Here is an 18162-nt window from a genome sequence, read left to right on the forward strand (position 1 = left end):
GCACATGGTCGGACTATTGGGTCGAACCCGGGCTCAGTCGACCCGCCGCACCACCACACCGCTCTCTCACCGTGGGTCGAACGAGGGCAAGAACCGTCGCGGCGCGTCCGCCGGGCCCCGGTCGGCACTCAGTGTGCGCAGTGTCGCCGGACAGGTGTTCGTCCTTCAGGTCGTGATCGTGCTGCTCCTGGTGGTGTCCGCCGTGGTGGCCCTGGTGCTCCAGGTGCGTCACGACAGCACCCAGGAGGCCCGTAACCGCTCCCTCGCGGTGGCTGAGACGTTCGCCCACGCCCCGGGCACCCGGGCGGCCCTGAGTTCTCCCGACCCCACCGCCGTCCTCCAGCCGAGCGCGGAGGCGGCCCGCAAGGCGGCGAACGTGGACTTCATCGTCGTGATGAACACCGACGGCATCCGCTACACCCATCCCGAGCCCGACCGGATCGGCAAGAAGTTCGTCGGCACGATCGCGCCCGCGGTGGCCGGCAGGTCGGTCGTCGAGGAGGTCAACGGCACCATCGGTCCGCTGGTGCAGGCGACGGTGCCGATCGAGGACCCCGGGGGCAAGGTCGTGGGCCTGGTGTCGGCCGGCATCACCACGGCGAACGTGGGCGGCGTGGCCGAGCGGCAGCTGCCGCTCGTCCTGGCCTCGGCCGGCGTCGCACTCGCCCTGGCCACCGCGGGCACCGCGCTCGTGAGCCGGCGGCTGCTGCGCCAGACGCGCGGCCTGGGCCCGTACGAGATGACCCGGATGTACGAGCACCACGACGCGGTGCTGCACGCCGTGCGGGAGGGAGTGATCATCGTCAGCGGCGAGGGACGGCTCGTGCTCGCCAACGACGAGGCCAACCGGCTGCTCGACCTGCCCGACGACGCCGAGGGCCGGCACGTGCTCGATCTGGGCCTCGACACGGACACCGCGGACCTGCTGGCCTCGGGGCAGGTCGTCACGGACGAGGTGCACCTGGTCGGCGACCGGCTGCTCGCCGTCAACCAGCGGCCCACGGACCTCCAGGGCGGCCCGCCGGGCAGCGTCGCGACCCTGCGCGACTCGACGGAGCTGCGCGCGCTGTCGGGACGGGCGGAGGTGGCACGCGAGCGCCTGAAACTGCTGTACGACGCCGGAGTGGGCATCGGCACGAGCCTGGACGTGCGGCGGACCGCCGAGGAGCTCGCCGAGGTGGCCGTCCCGCGCTTCGCCGACTTCGTGACCGTGGACCTCTCCGACGCCGTCCTGAACGGGCAGGAGCCGGACCCCGTCAACGGTCTGCGCCGCACGGCGTCGGGCGGGATCCGCGGGGACGCACCGCTGTATCCCGTGGGTCACCACATCGGCTTCATGGCCTCCTCCCCCCAGGCCCACAGCCTGCGCACCGGGCGGGCGGTCATCGAGCCCGCCCTCGGCGACGCCCCCGGATGGCTCGCGCAGGACCTCCAGCGCACCACGCGGGTCGTGGACTACGGAATCCACTCGCTGATCGCCGTGCCCCTGCGCGTGGGCCCGCTGATGATGGGCGTGGTCAACTTCTGGCGCTCGGAGAAGCCCGAGCCCTTCGACTCGGAGGACCTGGCCCTCGCCGAGGAGCTGGTCGCGCGGGCGGCGGTCTCCATCGACAACGCGCGCCGCTACACCCGCGAGCACACGATGGCGGTGACGCTCCAGCGCAGCCTGCTGCCCCGCACCCTGCCCGAGCAGAACGCGCTCGACATCGCCTACCGCTACCTCCCGGCCCAGGCAGGGGTGGGCGGGGACTGGTTCGACGTGCTGCCGCTGCCCGGCACCCGGGTCGCGGTCGTGGTGGGGGACGTGGTCGGCCACGGGCTGCTGGCCGCGGCGACGATGGGGCGCCTGCGGACCGCGGTCCACAACTTCTCCGCCCTGGATCTGCCGCCGGACGAGCTCCTCGGCCTCCTCGACGAGCTGGTCGGCCGGATCGACCAGGACGAGCTGTCCGAGGAGAGCAGGTCCGCCGTCACCGGCGCCACGTGCCTGTACGCCATCTACGACCCGACGACCCGGCGGTGCACGGTGGCGCGGGCCGGGCACCCGCCGCCCGCGGTGGTGCGCCCGGACGGCAGTGTGGAGTTCCCCGACGTGCCGGCCGGTCCGCCGCTCGGCCTCGGCGGCCTGCCGTTCGAGACGGCCGAGCTCGAACTGGAGGAGGGCAGCCGGCTGGTCCTGTACACGGACGGCCTCGTCGAGGACCGGGAACGGGACATCGACGAAGGCCTGCGACTGCTGCGCACCGCCCTGGCCGGGGCGGACCGCTCGCCCGAGGAGACCTGCCGCGCCGTGCTCCACGCGCTGCTGCCCGCCCGGCCGAGCGACGACATCGCGCTGATCGTCGCCCGTACCCACGCCCTGGGCGAGGACCGGGTCGCCGACTGGCAGGTCCCCTCGGACCCGGCGGCCGTCGGCGAGGTGCGCGCCTCGGTGACCCGCCGGCTGGCGGAGTGGGGGCTGGAGGAGATGGCGTTCACCACCGAGCTCGTCATCAGCGAGCTGGTCACCAACGCGATCCGCTACGGCAACGGCCCGATCCGGGTCCGTGTGCTGCTCGACCGCACGCTGATCTGCGAGGTCTCCGACGGGAGCAGCACCTCACCCCATCTGCGCCACGCGGCCTCCATGGACGAGGGCGGGCGCGGCCTGTTCCTGGTCGCGCAGCTCGCCGAACGCTGGGGCACCCGCTACACCCCCGACGGGAAGGTGATCTGGGCCGAGCAGCCGCTGCCGTGACCCGGCGCCGAGGCGTGCGCGGCCATCCGTCGTGGGAAGTTCTCGACCTCGCTCCGCGTGGTCAGCGAGCCACCGCCGAAGATCGCGCCCCGAAGACGAGCGGCTCGAGCTCGGCGCGCGCTGCAGAGGGCGGCGGCGTATCCGGCGGGGCCGGATCCGATGACGATGACCTCGCGTATGCCGGTGTCCGTCACCGATGTCACGCCTCCCGCTCCGCGTCGATCTCAGCGATCAGCGCCTCGATGCGGATCTTGATCTCGTCCCGGATCGGGCGCACCGACTCGACGCCCTTACCGGCCGGGTCTTCGAGCGCCCAGTCGAGGTACTTCTTGCCGGGGAAGATCGGGCAGGCATCGCCGCATCCCATGGTGATGACGTAGTCGGACGCCTGGACGGCCTCGGTGGTGAGGATCTTCGGCTTGGCATCGGTGATGTCGACGCCGACTTCCTTCATCGCCTCGACGGCGGCGGGGTTGACCTGGTCGCCCGGGATCGAGCCGGCGGAGCGGACCTCGATCCGGCCGCCCGCGAGGTGGTTCAGGAATCCGGCGGCCATCTGCGAGCGCCCGGCGTTGTGGACACAGACGAACAGCACGGAGGCGAGCGGGCTGGAGGACATCGGTTCTTCCTTCACGAGTGATCGAGCGTGTCGAGCGGATGGTGCGGGACGGGGGCAGGCCGACACCGGGTGCCCCCTGGACATGTGCGAGTGCGTCGAGCCTGTCGGCGGCGATGTTCGGCCGGCACGACCGGGTGGGTACGGGCGCTCGCGTGCTCGGCGAGGCGCTCGCAGGAGGATGACCAGGCACTGGATGGTCTCGGGCGAGAAGCGCCCACGGTAGCGGAGGGCAGGAGCGGAAATGCCTGCCGCGAGACGTTCATCCGGCAGCACAGGGGGTGAGATGCGGTCATGGCAAACCCCTTTCGGGGCACGGGTCCCCACCTGTGCCGGGACGCGGATCCCAAGCATCACTCCAGGCTGGTATCAGCCCAGATTGATGTGAGAGTATCAGTCCATGATGACGTCAGTCGACACTGATCTGATGCGGGTTCTCGCCGACCCGCTCCGGCTGCAGATCGTCACCCTGCTCGCCGGGGAAACGCTCTGCAGTACGCACCTGATCCAGGAGACGGGGGCCAAGCAGACCAACCTCTCCAACCATCTGAAGGTGCTGCGCGAGGCCGGGATCGTGGACACCGAGCCGTGCGGCCGGTTCACCTACTACCGGCTCAAGCCGGACGTCATCGCCTCCCTTGCGGGCCAGTTCGCCGATCTGGCGGAGACCGCGCGCGCCACCGCCGAGAACAACGTCAAGCGGTCCTGCCCCTGATCTCCGCCCCTGCGGAGACCTGCACCGAGGAGTCCTGTTGACCGCCACCGAGGCCACCGAGCACCCTCGCGTCGAGGGATCCGCGACAGCCCCCGCCGCCGGGGTGCCGCAGCCCGCCCCGGGCGCCACTGCGCCCCAGGCGCCCCCGCTGATCGCCAAGGCCGCAGCCGAACTGGTCGGCACCGCCGCCCTGGTGGCGATCGTGGTCGGCTCCGGCATCCAGGCCACCGAGCTGACGAAGGACGTCGGCCTGCAGCTGCTCGCCAACTCCATCGCCACCGTCTTCGGCCTCGGCGTCCTGATCGCCCTGCTCGGCCCGGTCTCCGGCGCGCATTTCAACCCGGTCGTCACCCTGGCCGAGCGGTGGACCGCCCGCCGCGGGGGAGCCGGGGTCACCCTGCGCGAGGCGGCCGTCTACGTCCCCGCTCAGATAACCGGCGCGATCGCGGGCGCTGTTCTGGCCGACGCGATGTTCGGCGAGGCGCTGGTGAAGTGGTCCACCCACGACCGTTCCGCCGGGCACCTGCTGCTGGGTGAGATCGTCGCGACGGCCGGACTCATCCTGCTGATCTTCGGGCTGGCCCGCACCGACCGGCTGCGCTTCGCGCCCGTCGCGGTCGCCTCGTACATCGGCGCCGCCTACTGGTTCACCTCGTCCACTTCCTTCGCCAACCCGGCGGTGACGATCGGCCGAGCCTTCACCGACACCTTCGCGGGCATCGCCCCCGCCTCGGTCCCCGGGTTCATCGGCGTGCAACTCGTCGGTGCCGTGGTGGGGCTGGCGCTGGTGGCCCTCATCTTCATGCCCGGCCGGAGCGAGGCCGAGCAGCCCGCCGGATGACGCGGACCGTCCAGGTCGCGGTGACCGGCGACGGCCGGGCCGGGCTCGCCGCCGGCTACCACCTGTGCCGACCGGGCATCGAGTCCGTCATCCTCGACGCCCGAGCCGCACCGGGCGCCGGGCGACGTCGTCGCTGTCCCGCCGGTTCATGAAGCCCGCGACCGTGGCCTGCTCAAGGCGAGCCCGACGTTCTCCCGCCTGGTCCCGGGGGGCGTCGAGTGGGCCGTCGGTACGCGCGCGGAGGCCGACGCGATCATCCGGTGCACCGGCTTCCGCCCCGCCCTGTCTCGTCTCGCACCGCTCCGGCTCCGCCGCCGGCGCGGCCACCTCGCCGTCGACGGGACGAGGGCGGTCGACGAGCCGCGGCACCGCGGCGAAGGCTGCGACACCGCGTCACTTGTGCGCGTCCGAGCGGGCAGGCCGTGGTCTGGGGGCCCTGACCGTGGTCAGGCGGCTGCCGGGGTGATGCTCAGCAGCTTGCCCATCGAGGCCAGTACGGAGGGCTCGACTCGGTAGTAGACCCAGGTGCCGCGCCGCTGAGAGGTGAGCAGGCCGGCCTCCTTGAGTTTCTTCAGGTGGTGGGAGACCGTCGGCTGGGAGACCCCGACGTCGGAGATGTCGCACACGCAGGCCTCGCCACCCTCGCGCGAGGCCACTGCGGAGAACAGACGGAGTCGCACCGGGTCACCGAGAGCTTTGAACATCCGTGCGGCCGTCTCGGCCTCTTCCGCGGTGAACGGGCGCTCGGTAAGCGGCGGGCAGCACGGCTCCACAGTCTGGTCCGCGGGCTCCGACAGCGGCAACAACTCCATATTCGACATGCATCTATGTTGACATACATCGAAACAGCCCGGCGAGGGCTGGGGTCGGCTACTCGAACGCGCCTCGCCGAGTGAGCTGATTAGATAACCGTCTATGTTGACGTTTGTCGAATCAGGCGTCATGCTGACGTTGCAAGCCATCGACGGATGTCGAATTACCGAGGAGTCGACCGTGAACGCGCCTGTCACCACCGATCTGCCCGTCGTCGTGATCGGAGCCGGCCCCGCCGGACTCGCTGCCGCCGCCCACCTGGTCGACCGCGGGCTCACCCCGCTGGTGCTGGAAGCCGGGCCGCTCGCTGGAGCCGCAGTGCGCGACTGGGCACACGTCCGGCTGTTCTCCACCTGGGGCGAGGTCACCGACCCGGCCGCCGAGAAGCTGCTCGCCCCGACAGGATGGGTGAAGCCGGATGCCGCCACCTACCCTTCGGGCGGGGACTGGGCCGAGCAGTACCTCCAGCCGCTCGCGGACGTCCTGGGCGAGCAGGTGCGCTTCGGCGCCACTGTCACCGGCGTCTCCCGTGCAGGCCGGGACCGGATCGTGGACGCCGACCGCGAGGACCAGCCGTTCGTCGTCCACGTCGCCCACGCGAACGGCCGCGAGGAGCGGCTGTTCGCCCGCGCGGTGATCGACGCCTCCGGCACCTGGACCACACCGAGCCCCGCCGGCGGCAGCGGCTTGCCCGCCCTCGGCGAGAAGGCCGCGTCCGACCGGATCACCTACCGCGTGCCCAACCTCAAGGACCCGGTCGTGCGGGCCCGGTACGCGGGCAAGCGCACCGCGGTCATCGGCTCCGGCGCATCCGCGTTCACCGCGCTGGCCTACCTCGCCGACCTCGCCAAGTCCGACGACGGCACCGGCACCAAGGGCGTGTGGATCCTGCGCCGGGGCATCTCCGGCTCCACCTTCGGCGGCGGCGAAGCCGACCAGCTCCCCGCCCGCGGTGCTCTCGGCCTCGCCGCCAAGGCCGCCGTCGAGCAGGGCCACGCCGACGCGGTCACCGGCTTCCGCACCGACGCCGTCGAGCGCGACACCGACGGACGCCTGGTGCTCGTCGGCGAAGACGGCCACCGCCTCGACCCGGTCGACGAGATCATCGTCCTCACCGGCTTCCGCCCCGAGCTGGCCTTCCTGTCCGAGCTCCGCCTCGGCCTGGACGAGCGCCTCCAGGCACCCACCGAGCTGGCACCGCTCATCGACCCCAACCAACACTCCTGCGGCACCGTCTACCCGCACGGGGTCAACGAGCTGTCCCACCCGGAGAAGGACGTCTACCTGGTCGGTATGAAGTCCTACGGCCGCGCCCCCACGTTCCTGGCGATGACCGGCTACGAGCAGGTCCGCTCCATCGCCGCATCACTCGCCGGAGACCGGGAGGCCGCCGAGCGGGTCGAGCTGACCCTGCCGGAGACCGGGGTCTGCGGCGGCGCCGGCCTGTTCGACGACCCCTCCGCCGCGCAGGGCAGCGACGGCGGAGGCTGCTGCGCGGCCCCGACCACCCTCCAGATCGGCATCGGCGCCCCGGCTCAGCCCGGCGGCTGCTGATCCACCGTCCCACCCATCACCAGCAGGAGGCTCGCCATGTCCCGCATCCAGCTCGCCCTCCGCGTCCCCGACCTCGCCGCGTCCATCGCCTTCTACACCAAGCTGTTCGGCACCGAGCCCGCCAAACTCCGCGACGGCTACGCCAACTTCGCCATCGCCGAGCCCCCGCTCAAGCTCGTCCTCGTCGAAGGTGCCCAGGGAGAGGACACCCGCATGGACCACCTCGGCGTCGAGGTCGAGACGACCGAGGCAGTGCACGCGGCCACCACCCGGCTCGCCGAAGCCGGGATGGCCACCGTCGAGGAGAACGACACCACCTGCTGTTACGCCCTCCAGGACAAGGTCTGGGTCCATGGCCCGGGACAGGAACCCTGGGAGGTGTACGTCGTGAAGGCCGACGCCGACTCCCTTGCCAAGCAGCAGGGCAGCACCTGCTGCACCGGGCCGGGCGAGAGCGCCCCGGACGAGGCGGCGGCCTCAGCGGCAGGCTGCTGCTGACCGTAGAAACAGGCGGGCGTGGACACACGCCGAGGGGCCGGTGGCACCGTTCGACCACGCGGTGACGTGGCTGCACAAGAACCGGGTGCTGCAGCCCGGGGTGTGCGTGCGCCGGCCCGTGAGCCGCTGCGTGAAGTCCTGGTCGCCACGGTGGACGAGCTCGTCGGTGACGGCGGCCGACGAGCCTGCCTGATCGTCGGCGCCGCCGCGGAGCGCATCGCCCGCGACCAGGAGGCAGCCGCCCAGGTGCGCCCGACAACAGCCTCGTTGGAGGGCGCACCTTCCGCGGTCATCGCGGAGGCTCAGGCGGATGGGCACCTGCCAAACACGCGCGATGCCGGGGACGTGGCCCGGTATCGCGTCGTGACGATGCACGGCCTGCGGGTCATGGGTGCCGTCCAGCCCGGCCGGACGTCACTGATGGCGGTCGTCGAGGCTGCCCTCAGGGCCCTGGAGTGACCCGCCCTGCCGAACCGCCGCCCACACCGCCGCCCGGCGGATACGAGTAGCGGGGTTCGGACGAATTCCGCGCTCGGCGTCGTCCAGGCGGTCCACCTGGCGCCGCACGAGTGCCGCCCGGCGCTCGCGCCAGTCGCGCAGCCGCGCTTCGGCTGCCGGTGCGGGCGGCAGGCACGCGGCGCGCCCGTCGGCCGGGTCCGTCTCGCGGCGCGGACCGCCGTCCCGCTGGTGACCAGCGTCGAGACGCAATTGCCCGCGAGATGGAGCTACTTGGCCGCTTCCGACACACCGACGCCGGGACGGGCGGCGACCAGCCGCAGCGGTTCGACCTCGGCACCGCGCAGCCGCGCGGCCGTCATGCCGCCGCGCAGCCGCCGCCGGATGAGGCGCCGCACCCGGCCAGGGTGTCGGGAAGGCGCGGGTCCAGAGCAGGCAACCCTCCGCAACCCGTCGTGCGCGAAAGATCCGGGTGTGCACCGCATTTCGAGGGGTACCCGGGGATGTGCTCGCCGGCGTCCCGCACGCCGGAAGGATTCCGACGGGTCAGTGTCCATTGGAGGGAACCGTGCCGGCCGAACCAGCTCCCGTGTCCATCGACGTGACGCTGCCCCGGGAGGGCATCGCCCTGGTCATCGTCGAGGGGGACCTGGACGTCGAGACCGCCCCCGAACTTCGTCATCGTCTGTCCGAACAGGTCCGCGCCGGGCGTCGGCATCTGCTGATCGACCTGGCCGCGGTCCCGTTCATGGACTCGTCCGGCATCAACGCCCTACTCAAGGCCCACGAGGAGACCCGGCTGGCGGGCGGGACCGTACGCCTCGTCTCGCCCGCACCGGCCGTCCGGCGCGTCCTCGACCTGACCGGCGTCCACCTGGCGATCGCGTCCTCGGACAGCGTGGACGCCGCACTGGCTCTCGCGGCCGAGGACGCCACGCCCCGCTAGCACCACCGGCTCACCGACAACGGTGAACCGTCGCCCTTTCGGGGTCAATAGTTGTCATTTGACAACTGTAGCCGTGAGGCAACAAAGTGATCGATGTCGGAGTGCGGAAAGGATCTGAGACATTGCAGTGGGTGAACCCGGCTGCCCACTCGGGACGACAGCCACGCAGGGACCGGAACACGCCGGCGCCCACCTGCCGCGACCGTGCCGGTCAGGCCGTACGGGCGTCCATCGTGTCGTCCTCGTGCATCTGCGCCGCCGCGGCGGTGCAGAAAGCCTCCAGCCCCTCCAGGAGCGCCTTCCGCTTGGCCGCGGGCATCTGCGCCAGCACGGCCTCCAAGGCCCGCTCGCGACGTGTCCGCAGCTCCTCGAGGAACGAGGTGCCCCGAGGACTGAGGAAGAGGCGCAGTTCACGGCGGCTGGTGGAACTGGGTCTCCGGTCGACGTATCCCACCGCCTGGAGCCGGTCGCAGAGCCTGCTCGTCGAGGGCGGAGTGGAGCCGAGCGCGTCGGCGAGCGTCCGCAGGTTGATTCCCTCGTTGTGCTCCAGGATGAACAGCACGCGCAGTTGGGAAGCCGAGACAGGGGCCGTCGAGGCGCGGCCCCAGAGAATCTCCAGCAGTTCGGCCGCCTCGGAGGTCACACGAGCCACCTCGCTGGGCTGCGGACGCGGGCCGGAGGATGTCACCGTCTCACTCTCCCAGTCTTCATGCGCGCTGTCAGCCCGCAAAGGCTCCCACACGACCAAACAATAGACAGCGGTACCCATCAGAGACCGAGCCGCTCCCCATGAGCGTGGACCAGGCATCGCACCAGTCGAAGAATGGCATATCCGACATCGTGAACAGATTCGTGGCCGCGGAACGGGCATTGCGCACGGCGGCACCCCACCAGTTGCTGGACGCGGTCCGTACCGTGCTGTGTCGTCATTACGCGGCCGAGACCGTCGAACTCTTCATGGCCGACTACGGACTCACCGTGCTCCAGCCCGTCTCCGTCCTGCCGCACACACTCGAACCCGTGGGAGTGCACAGCAGCCCACAGGGCCGGGCCTTCGGCGCCCAGGAGACCTTCGTCGAACCGTACAGCGGCGACCGCCGCCAGGTGCACCTCCCGGTGACGGTGCGCGGCGACCGGCTCGGCGTCCTGTCCGTCATGCTGCCCCTGGAGGCCTGCGACACCGACACGCTGGCCGAGCTAGCCGACATCGCGGAAGTCCTCGCTCACGAGGTGCTCGTGGCCGAACGGGACACCGACCTGTACCTCCAGGCGCGCCGCAAGGACCGGCTGACGCTGGCGGCCGAGATGCAGTGGCAGCTGCTCCCGGGGCGTTCCTGCTCGCGGCCCGAGTACGAACTCGGCGCCCAGCTGGAGCCCGCGTACGCGATCTTCGGCGACAACTTCGACTGGTCGTCCAGCGCCGACCGTCTGCTGCTCTACATCACCAACGGAATGGGCGAGGGCATCGAGGCCTCGCTGCTGACCAATCTGGGCATCAACGCGCTGCGCAACGCCCGGCGCGCGGGCATCCCCCTCCACGACCAGGCGGCCCTGGCCGACCAGGCGATCTACGCCCAGTACCGTGGCTCCTCGTACCTGTCGGTCCTCATGCTCGACTTCGACCTGGCCACGGGACGCATGCGGGTCATCGACGCGGGCTCGCCCCAGATGGTGCGGCTGCGCGGCAGGACCGTCGAGCGGGTCGACTTCGAGGCGCAGCTGCCTCTGGGCATGTTCGAGGAGACCGACTACATCGTGCAGGAGTTCGAGGTGGAACCCGGCGACCGACTGCTGTTCGTCAGTGACGGCGTGTACGCGGTCACGGGGCCGGGCGGCGAGAAGTACGGGGAGAACGCGCTGGCCAAGGCGATCACCTCCACGAGACTGCTGCCCGCCACCGAGGTGCCGCGCGCCGTCCTGCGCGAGCTGTCGGGGCATCGCGGCAGACCCAAGCCGGAGGACGACGCCCTGGTGGTGTGCCTGGACTGGCACGGTCGCCCGCCGGCCGGGGAAGCGGGCCCGGAGAACGGCCCCGGGCGGGACACCGGAGCCCCCTCCGCCTGAAGACGATCTCCACGAGCCGAGCGGGTGTCGTCCGCGCCCGCGGGCCGTGGCTACAGTTGTCGCACGACAATAGATCACGCCGTGGCAGTTGTCCCGGCACCGACAGGCGTACACACATCCGAAGGAGACGAGCAGGTGGCGGACCACGAGGCAGCGGGAGAGCGGAATTCGTCGGCACAGGAGGTGGGGGAGTTCCTGCGTCGCCGACGCGAGCAGATCGCCCAGCGCTGGGCCGACGAGACGCTGTTCCGCACCGTCTTCACGATGTCCCGGGACGAGGCCGTGGAGGCCTGCCGGGTCGTGGTGGAGGCGCTGGCCGCGGTGGCCGTGGCGGACCAGGTCGAGAACCTGGGGGCGGCGGGCTTCCTCGCCGTGCGCGACCAGCTCGGACGCATGGTGGCGTCGCGCACCCGCACGGGAGCCGGTTCCACCCAGATCGCCGACGAGGTGGCCGCGCTGCGGGCGCCGGTCGCCGAGCTCCTGCGCTCCGAACTCGACGGCTCGCCCTCCGGCCGGGCCGAGGAGTGTTCGGTCACCCTCACCGCCCTGATGGGAACCCTGCGGCTGGTCGTCCTGGAGACGGCGCTCAACGCGGGGCAGGAACTCATCGACCGGCAGCGCCTCCAACTGCTGGAGGTGGCCACCCCCGTCATCAAACTCTGGGACGGCGTCGTCGCCGTCCCGCTGATCGGCACCCTGGACAGCGCACGCAGCCAGGTGGTGATGGAGAGCCTCCTCGACGCCGTCGTCGGCCAGCAGGCCCGGTTCGCCATCCTGGACATCACCGGGGTGCCGACCGTGGACTCCCTCGTCGCCCAGCACCTGATGAAGACCGTGGCGGCAGCCCGCCTCATGGGAGCCGAGTGCATCGTGTCGGGCATCCGCCCCGCCATCGCCCAGACCATCGTCCACCTCGGCATCGACCTCGGTTCGGTCATCACCCGGGCCAGCCTCGCCGATGCCCTCGCGTACGCGCTGCACGAGCAGGGCAGCGTGGTCGTGGACAGGAACCACACCGGTACGAGCGCGCGATGACCGGCCCGATCCACGGCTCCCCGGGCACCCATGTGCCCGTGCTCAAACTCGGCGGCATCCTGCTGGTCACGCTTCAGGGCGAGTTGCACGACCGCGCCGCCGAACAACTCCAGCAGGACATCGGCGAAGCCGTCGAGGCCAGTTCCGTCACCGGCGTCGTCATCGACATCTCCGGCGTCGAGATCGTCGACTCGTTCCTGGGCCGTGTGTTCGCGGAGATCGCGGCCCAGGCGAAACTGCTCGCGGCGCGGACGGTCGTCGCGGGCATGCGGCCCGCCGTCGCCATCACCCTGGTCGAGCTGGGCCTGACCCTGCCCGGTCTGCGCACCGCGCTCGATGCCGAGCAGGCCATGCTGATGCTCGACCCGGCGTCCACGCCGGTCCACCACAGTCCAGTACGCCGGGAGAGCCCGTGACGGAAACCTCCGGCTCCGTCACCGCCTGCCTGCCGATCCACTCGGACATGGATCTCGCGTGGGTGCGCCAGCACGTACGCCAGGCAGCGGCCCAGCTCGGATTCGGCCTCGTCGAGCAGACGAAGCTGGTCACCGCGGCGAGCGAACTCGCCCGCAACACCCTGGTGCACGGCGGAGGAGGCCACGTCGAGTCCACCGCCCTGACGAGCGGGATCTCTCGCGGCCTGCGTCTGACGTTCAGGGACGAGGGGCCCGGGATCACCGACATCCAGCGAGCGCTCAGCGACGGTTACACCTCCGGCGGGGGCCTGGGGCTGGGACTGGGCGGAGCCCGGCGCCTGGTCCACGAGTTCTCCATCGACAGCCGTCCCGGCGACGGCACCGCCGTCACGGTGATCTGCTGGGTCGGCGGTCCGCCCCACCCGCGCCAGGAGGGCCGATGACGCGTGTGTGGGACGTCCCCGTCCACGACTCCACCCGGGTCCGCGACGTCCGGGTGGCCGCCGAGGCCGCGTCCGGCCACGCCGGACTGGGCCAGGCCCGTACGGCCGTGGCCGCGCTCGTCGCCACGGAACTCGCCACCAACCTGCTCAAGCACGCGGGCGGTGGGCAGATCCTGATCGACACCCCGGTGGCCGACCTCGCTGTCTCCGGCGACGAGCAGGGACCCGCGCTCCAGATCGTGGCGCTCGACCACGGACCGGGCATGGCCGACCTCGCGGCGGCGCTGCGCGACGGGTATTCGACGACGGCCTCGCTGGGCGCCGGACTCGGCACCTGCCGTCGTGTCGCCGACAGCTTCGGCGTGCACACGGTGCGGGGGCAGGGCACGGTGGCGGTGGCCCGTGTCCACGCGGCCCGCGGGGAACAGCATCCCGGACGTGTCCCCGCGGCGGGGTCGCCGGTGCGGGCGGGCGGCGTCAACATCCCGCTGCGGGCGGCCGAGCACTCCGGCGACGCCTGGGCCTGCACACGCTCCGGCGACTTCGTGACCCTGCTGCTGGCCGACGGGCTCGGCCACGGCCCCGCCGCAGCGGAAGCCTCCGACGCGGCCGTACGACTCCTGCGCCAGCGTGCGCACCTGTCACCGCAGGACCTGCTCGGGGAGTTGCACGGCGCGCTGCGCGACACCCGGGGAGCAGCGATCGCGGTGGCCCGGCTCGATCTCGCCGCCGGGCAGCTGGACTTCGCCGGCATCGGCAACGTCGGCGCCCGGCTGGGTGCCGACGGCACCTGGCGGCCGCTGCTGTCGCACCCCGGAATCGTGGGCGCGCATCGTCCGGCCCGGCTGCCCGGCTCCCGGACTCCCTGGACCTCCGACAGCGTGCTCGTCCTGCACAGCGACGGTCTGCCCAGCCGCTGGGCTCCCCCACCCGCCGCCGCCCTCGCCTCCATGGACCCCGCCGTGTCCGCAGCCGTGATCGTGCGCGATTCGAGCAGTGCGGCCCGCCCCACGCGGGACGACACCACCGTGGCCGTGCTGAACCCCACCTCACTGGACCCTCAGACATGACGCAGACCTGGCAGATCACCACGGTCGACGACGCGGCCCGGGCTCGCGTCGCCACGGCCCGGCTCGCCGCCGCCCACGGCCTCTCCCTCCTCGACCGCACGCGCCTCGTCACCGCCCTCAGCGCGCAGCTGCGTCAGTGCCTAGTCAAGGGCGGCAGCTGGCGGTTGACGCTGCGGACCACGGCGCCCACGGCCGGGGGGCGCGACGGGCGGCTCACGGCCGTCGTCCGTCAGCAGGAGGCGAACGGCTCGGCGGACAAGCCGGGTTGGCAGACCTCGGTCCGCCTCCCGGACGGTGGCAGCGGCGCTATCCCGGCACAACTGCCCGGCGGCCGCACGGTCCTGGCCGATGCCCTGCTCAGCGCCGACGAGGACACCTCGCTGGTCCTGGACAAGCTCTCCGAGCAGGAGGAACTGGTCGCCTTCCACCGGGAGGAACTGCACCAGACCAACCAGGGCGTCCTGGCGCTGCACGCGGAACTCGACGCGGCCGGGCGGGTGCAGCGCGAGCTCTTCGCCGCCGAACGCGAGGCCCGTACGGAGGCGGAGAGCGCCCGGCACAGACTGACGTTCCTCGCCGACGCCAGCGCGGACCTCACCGCCTCGCTCAACCACGAGGAGATCCTGCACCGCCTGCCGGAACTCCTGGTCCCCACCTACGCCCAGAGCGCCGAGGTGTGGCTCTTCACCGAGGAGAGCACGGGCCACAAGCAGGACCCCCACCCCGCGGCCGCCGTCGCCGCCGCGCGCACCGGCCGCCCCCAGTACGCCGCCGACCACCCGGGCGGTCTGCCCGGCGTGGACGACCATCCGCCCTCGGCGCTGCACCCGACGCAGTCCCTGCTGTGCATCCCGCTGTCGGCCCGCACCGCGCCCCTGGGGGTGGTGACGCTGACGTCGCCGCAGGAGCGGTGGAACTCCGACGACGTCACCATGCTCGTCGAACTCGCCCGCCGGGCCGGCATCGCGATAGACCACGCCCAGCGCTTCGAGCACAGCCGGGACATCGCGGAGACGCTGCAACGCGCCCTTCTCACCGACCTGCCGACCACCCCCGGCCTCAGCCTCGCGGCGCGGTACCTCCCCGCCACCCACGGCCTGAACATCGGCGGTGACTGGTACGACGCCTTCCGGCAGCCCGACGGGGGCCTGGTGGCGGTCATGGGCGACGTCACCGGCCATGGCCTGCACGCGGCCGTCATGATGAGCCAGTTGCGCACCGCGCTGCGCGCCTACGCGGTCGCCGGAGGCACACCGGGCCGACTGCTCACCCAACTGCACTCGTTCCTGCACCACCTGCAGCCCGACCTGTACGCGACCGCGGTCATCGCCCGCTTCCATCCCGACGAGACGGCCGTCACCTGGGCCGCCGCCGGACATCCGCCGCCGGTGCTGCGCGGCCCGGACGGCCGGGTGCGGGTCCTGGACGCCAAGCCGGGCGCGATGCTGGGCATACCGCTGCACCAGGACATCCGCGACCACACGGAACACATGCCGCCGGGGTCGACGCTCGCCCTCTACACGGACGGTCTGGTGGAGCGCCGGGCCCAGGGCATCGACCCGGGCATCCGGCGCCTGGCCGACACACTCGCGGCCCAGCGCACCTCCGACCTGGAACACCGTCTGGAGCGAGCGGCCGACCGCATCCTGGATCCGATGCTGTACGACTCCCAGCGGGACGACGACGTCTGTCTGCTCCTGTGCCACATCGGCGGGTCGTCGGTCGCCGCGTCCGCGGTGGACCGGACGCGCGAGGCCTGCGCCGATCGTGCGAGGGCCTGACCGTACGAGGGGACGGGCGAGCTCCTGATCGGCTCTACTCGTCCGCCCCGCAGCCGGCGCCGGGAGAGCGGCGGGCGTCATGGAACGCCCGCAACCCCTCGTCCAGCGCGGCCCGTTGGACGGGGCTCATGGCCGCCAGGACGGCGGACAGGCTCAGCGTCCTGCGCTCACCGATCTCCGTGAGGAGCCTGCCGCCCTGTGGCGTGAGCAGGAGTTGCAGAGCGCGCCGGTTGTGCGGATGCGGGACGCGCTGCACCAGACCCGCGGCCTCCAGGCGATCGCACAGCCGGCTCGCGGCGGGCAGCGCGATGCCGACCGTGTCGGCCAGTTCGGTGAGGTTGAGTTCGGAGCGGGCCCCGACGGCCTTCAGTGCCTTCAACTGGTGTGCGGACAGCCGGGGGGTGACCATCTCGCCCGAGGAGGTCCACAGTTGGACGAGGGCCTCCACGGCGTCGGCGATCCGGCCCGCCACGGCTTCCGGGCGGCTTCCCGGTTCCAGAGGGCTGCCGGGCTCCGGGCGACGGCCCGCTACGTGCCGACTCCCCGGCTCCGGGTCACTGCCCGCGTAGCGTCGGCTCCCGGGCTCCGGACGACCGCCCGCGTCCGCACGGCTGCCGGGCTCCGGACGACGGTGGTCTCCCGGCTCCACGGCGTGCTGTACGTCCCCGTCATCCGCCACGGGTCATCACGCGCTCCCCCGGGGCCGGTTCGCGGCACGCTCCCGGCCGACGGAGGACTCCGTCACGGCGAGTGTCGCTGCTGGATCGCGAATGATGCTTCGTCCTCGGGTTCTCAGAAGGGCACGACGGCACGGACGGTCTTGCCGTCCGGGCGGAAGTTCACGGTCAGTTCGGCGGACAGACGCCGCACCATGGGCCAGCCGAAGCCGCCCTGCCCCGTGTAGTCCACGCGGCGCGGACGGGGTGGCGAGGGGTCCTCGTCGGAGACGGATATGCCGATCCCGTACCCCATGTCCTGGAGGGCGACGCTGCACCAGCGGCCGCGCGCGTGCCGTACTGCGTTGGTCACCAGTTCCGACACCACCAGCGTGATCGCCTCGACGACGTCCCGCGGCACGTGCCCCGGCAGCCCGCCGACGAAGGTCCGCACCATGCGTCGTGCCCGTTCCGCCGCCTGTGGCTCGCGCTCCAGCCTGGCATCGCAGACCGAGCCGGAGTCAGGGAGCGGTTCGACGGTCGTCATGCCTCGGCCTCCCTCGCCGTGTCGATGTCGTGCACCGCGTGCACGCGACGCCACCCGGTGTCCGGCCGACGTGCCGAGCGGGCTGCAGCCCTCCTTCCCGGCCCCGGCAAGCCCATGTCATGAGATCACCCACCTTCACATCCCGGTCACACCTGGGCACCGCGCGGCAGGATCCGGGGCGCCCCGCGAACGGTGCCCCAAGGCCGGGCGGGCGCCCCCGCCGGACCGGGCGGGCGGCGTCTCCTCACCCGGTCCCGGCACCGGCTACGTGGGTTTCTCGCCCGTCTCGCAGATACGGCGGGCGATCTCGCGCAGCTTGATGTTGTGGTCCTGCGAGGCCTTCTTCAGGACCTTGAAGGCGTCGTCCTCGCTCAGGCCGTGCCGCTCCATGAGGATGCCCATGGCCTCGCCGATCTCGTGACGGGTCTCCAGGGCGTGCCCGAGCTGCTGGTGGGTGCGGGCTGCCGAGAAGGCGACGGCCGCGTGGGAGGCGAGTACCCAGCCGGCGGTCTGGGCCGACTCGTCGAAGGTGCGCGGCACGTGGGAGTACACGTTCAGCGCGCCGAGCTCGTCCTCGTCCGTGAAGAGCAGGAAGCCCATCATGCTGCCCATGCCCAGCTTCCTCAACTCGGGCGCGAAACTCGACCACCGCTCGTGCGGCTGGCGCAGGTCCTCGATGGCGTAGAGCTGCTGCCGGTCGGTGACGGCGTCGAAGCACGGCCCCTCGCGCAGATCCTGCTGGATCCGGTCCGCCATGCGCACCACGTCGCTGGTCGCCGCCAGGGCACTCACCTCGCCCCGGCGCACCGTGAGGATGCCGGCCTCGTCGCATCCGTTGATCAGTACGGTCGCGTGCTCGACGATCCGGTCCAAGGTCGCCTGGACCGAATCCTGAGCCAGCAGATCACGTGCCATGTCCGCCAGGGCGACGGCGAACTCCTGCCACACTTCGCCGGACTCGTGCGCCATGTCCC

The 18162-nt window shown here is 71.9% G+C and carries 21 protein-coding genes and 1 pseudogene; 14 read left to right on the forward strand and 8 right to left on the reverse strand.

Annotated features, from left to right (window positions below; genetic code table 11):
* The first annotated feature begins 4 nt into the window (after positions 1 to 4).
* On the forward strand, positions 5 to 2737 hold the full coding sequence (locus tag H305_RS0117070; RefSeq protein WP_078629092.1) for a SpoIIE family protein phosphatase/ATP-binding protein: 2733 nt from the start codon (positions 5 to 7) through the stop codon (positions 2735 to 2737).
* Here H305_RS0117070 and H305_RS46270 read toward each other — a convergent pair.
* The gene (locus tag H305_RS46270) at positions 2689 to 2940 is read right to left on the reverse strand and encodes a hypothetical protein (protein WP_063611341.1); all 252 of its coding nucleotides are present in this window, start codon (positions 2938 to 2940) and stop codon (positions 2689 to 2691) included. The genes H305_RS0117070 and H305_RS46270 overlap by 49 nt on opposite strands.
* Entirely contained in the window at positions 2937 to 3356 is a 420-nt protein-coding gene (locus H305_RS0117080; RefSeq protein WP_028801437.1) for an arsenate reductase ArsC, read from the reverse strand. The genes H305_RS46270 and H305_RS0117080 overlap by 4 nt, the downstream gene beginning before the upstream one ends.
* 397 nt (positions 3357 to 3753) lie before the next feature.
* Between H305_RS0117080 and H305_RS0117085 the strand changes: the two genes are divergently transcribed.
* Genes H305_RS0117085 through H305_RS53430 form a run of 3 tightly spaced genes read left to right on the forward strand, consistent with a single transcriptional unit; the run spans position 3754 to position 5061 of the window.
* Positions 3754 to 4068, forward strand: coding sequence for an ArsR/SmtB family transcription factor (locus H305_RS0117085; protein ID WP_028801438.1), 315 nt, complete (start codon positions 3754 to 3756; stop codon positions 4066 to 4068).
* Positions 4069 to 4105: 37 nt separating this feature from the next.
* Positions 4106 to 4909 (forward strand): MIP/aquaporin family protein, encoded by an 804-nt coding sequence (locus H305_RS0117090; RefSeq protein ID WP_028801439.1) that lies wholly within the window; start codon positions 4106 to 4108, stop codon positions 4907 to 4909.
* Positions 4906 to 5061, forward strand: a complete 156-nt coding sequence (locus H305_RS53430) for a hypothetical protein (protein WP_158690545.1) — start codon at positions 4906 to 4908, stop codon at positions 5059 to 5061. Before H305_RS0117090 ends, H305_RS53430 begins: the two co-directional genes overlap by 4 nt.
* A gap of 294 nt (positions 5062 to 5355) precedes the next feature.
* Here the strand turns inward: H305_RS53430 and H305_RS0117100 are convergent, their stop codons facing one another.
* Positions 5356 to 5730 carry an ArsR/SmtB family transcription factor gene (locus H305_RS0117100; RefSeq protein WP_028801440.1) on the reverse strand — a complete coding sequence of 125 codons (375 nt, stop codon included), beginning with the start codon at positions 5728 to 5730 and terminating at the stop codon, positions 5356 to 5358.
* A 172-nt stretch (positions 5731 to 5902) separates the two neighbouring features.
* On the opposite strand from H305_RS0117100, the gene H305_RS0117105 reads away from it, so the two are divergent.
* The 3 genes from H305_RS0117105 (at position 5903) to H305_RS46275 (ending at position 8233) form a co-directional block, all read left to right on the forward strand.
* Entirely contained in the window at positions 5903 to 7276 is a 1374-nt protein-coding gene (locus tag H305_RS0117105; protein ID WP_028801441.1) for an NAD(P)-binding domain-containing protein, read from the forward strand.
* A 36-nt stretch (positions 7277 to 7312) separates the two neighbouring features.
* Positions 7313 to 7774, forward strand: coding sequence for an ArsI/CadI family heavy metal resistance metalloenzyme (locus tag H305_RS0117110; RefSeq protein ID WP_028801442.1), 462 nt, complete (start codon positions 7313 to 7315; stop codon positions 7772 to 7774).
* Between the two features lie 102 nt (positions 7775 to 7876).
* Positions 7877 to 8233: a hypothetical protein gene (locus H305_RS46275; RefSeq protein ID WP_051370668.1), complete on the forward strand. Its 357-nt coding sequence runs from the start codon at positions 7877 to 7879 to the stop codon at positions 8231 to 8233.
* Here H305_RS46275 and H305_RS46280 read toward each other — a convergent pair.
* A pseudogene (locus H305_RS46280) lies at positions 8189 to 8679 on the reverse strand (MarR family transcriptional regulator). The gene H305_RS46275 and the pseudogene H305_RS46280 sit on opposite strands and share 45 nt — an antisense overlap.
* Positions 8680 to 8798: 119 nt before the next feature.
* Between H305_RS46280 and H305_RS0117125 the strand changes: the two are divergent.
* Positions 8799 to 9176 (forward strand): STAS domain-containing protein, encoded by a 378-nt coding sequence (locus H305_RS0117125; RefSeq protein ID WP_037764235.1) that lies wholly within the window; start codon positions 8799 to 8801, stop codon positions 9174 to 9176.
* 211 nt (positions 9177 to 9387) lie between these two features.
* On the opposite strand, the gene H305_RS0117130 is transcribed toward H305_RS0117125, so the two are convergent.
* A complete protein-coding gene (locus H305_RS0117130) occupies positions 9388 to 9819 on the reverse strand; it encodes a MarR family transcriptional regulator (protein WP_028801444.1) in 432 nt (143 codons plus the stop codon).
* A 197-nt stretch (positions 9820 to 10016) separates the two neighbouring features.
* On the opposite strand from H305_RS0117130, the gene H305_RS46285 reads away from it, so the two are divergent.
* The 6 genes from H305_RS46285 (at position 10017) to H305_RS0117160 (ending at position 15985) form a co-directional block, all read left to right on the forward strand.
* A complete protein-coding gene (locus tag H305_RS46285) occupies positions 10017 to 11240 on the forward strand; it encodes a PP2C family protein-serine/threonine phosphatase (protein ID WP_037764368.1) in 1224 nt (407 codons plus the stop codon).
* A gap of 135 nt (positions 11241 to 11375) precedes the next feature.
* Positions 11376 to 12275 (forward strand): STAS domain-containing protein, encoded by a 900-nt coding sequence (locus tag H305_RS0117140; RefSeq protein ID WP_028801445.1) that lies wholly within the window; start codon positions 11376 to 11378, stop codon positions 12273 to 12275.
* Positions 12272 to 12691 (forward strand): STAS domain-containing protein, encoded by a 420-nt coding sequence (locus tag H305_RS46290; protein WP_037764238.1) that lies wholly within the window; start codon positions 12272 to 12274, stop codon positions 12689 to 12691. Before H305_RS0117140 ends, H305_RS46290 begins: the two co-directional genes overlap by 4 nt.
* Positions 12692 to 12738: 47 nt before the next feature.
* A complete protein-coding gene (locus H305_RS0117150) occupies positions 12739 to 13134 on the forward strand; it encodes an anti-sigma regulatory factor (RefSeq protein WP_051370697.1) in 396 nt (131 codons plus the stop codon).
* Complete coding sequence (locus H305_RS0117155) at positions 13131 to 14204, forward strand: ATP-binding SpoIIE family protein phosphatase (RefSeq protein ID WP_028801447.1); 1074 nt, start codon at positions 13131 to 13133, stop codon at positions 14202 to 14204. Before H305_RS0117150 ends, H305_RS0117155 begins: the two co-directional genes overlap by 4 nt.
* Positions 14201 to 15985 carry a PP2C family protein-serine/threonine phosphatase gene (locus H305_RS0117160; protein ID WP_028801448.1) on the forward strand — a complete coding sequence of 595 codons (1785 nt, stop codon included), beginning with the start codon at positions 14201 to 14203 and terminating at the stop codon, positions 15983 to 15985. Before H305_RS0117155 ends, H305_RS0117160 begins: the two co-directional genes overlap by 4 nt.
* A gap of 34 nt (positions 15986 to 16019) precedes the next feature.
* On the opposite strand, the gene H305_RS0117165 is transcribed toward H305_RS0117160, so the two are convergent.
* From H305_RS0117165 to H305_RS0117175, 3 genes are all read right to left on the reverse strand, one after another.
* Positions 16020 to 16457, reverse strand: a complete 438-nt coding sequence (locus H305_RS0117165) for a MarR family winged helix-turn-helix transcriptional regulator (RefSeq protein WP_028801449.1) — start codon at positions 16455 to 16457, stop codon at positions 16020 to 16022.
* 320 nt (positions 16458 to 16777) lie between these two features.
* A complete protein-coding gene (locus H305_RS0117170) occupies positions 16778 to 17188 on the reverse strand; it encodes an ATP-binding protein (RefSeq protein WP_078629093.1) in 411 nt (136 codons plus the stop codon).
* A 264-nt stretch (positions 17189 to 17452) separates the two neighbouring features.
* Positions 17453 to 18157, reverse strand: a complete 705-nt coding sequence (locus tag H305_RS0117175) for a GAF and ANTAR domain-containing protein (protein WP_028801451.1) — start codon at positions 18155 to 18157, stop codon at positions 17453 to 17455.
* Positions 18158 to 18162 lie beyond the last annotated feature (5 nt).

The sequence above is a fragment of the Streptomyces sp. 142MFCol3.1 genome (assembly GCF_000424945.1).
GTDB lineage: Bacteria > Actinomycetota > Actinomycetes > Streptomycetales > Streptomycetaceae > Streptomyces > Streptomyces siamensis.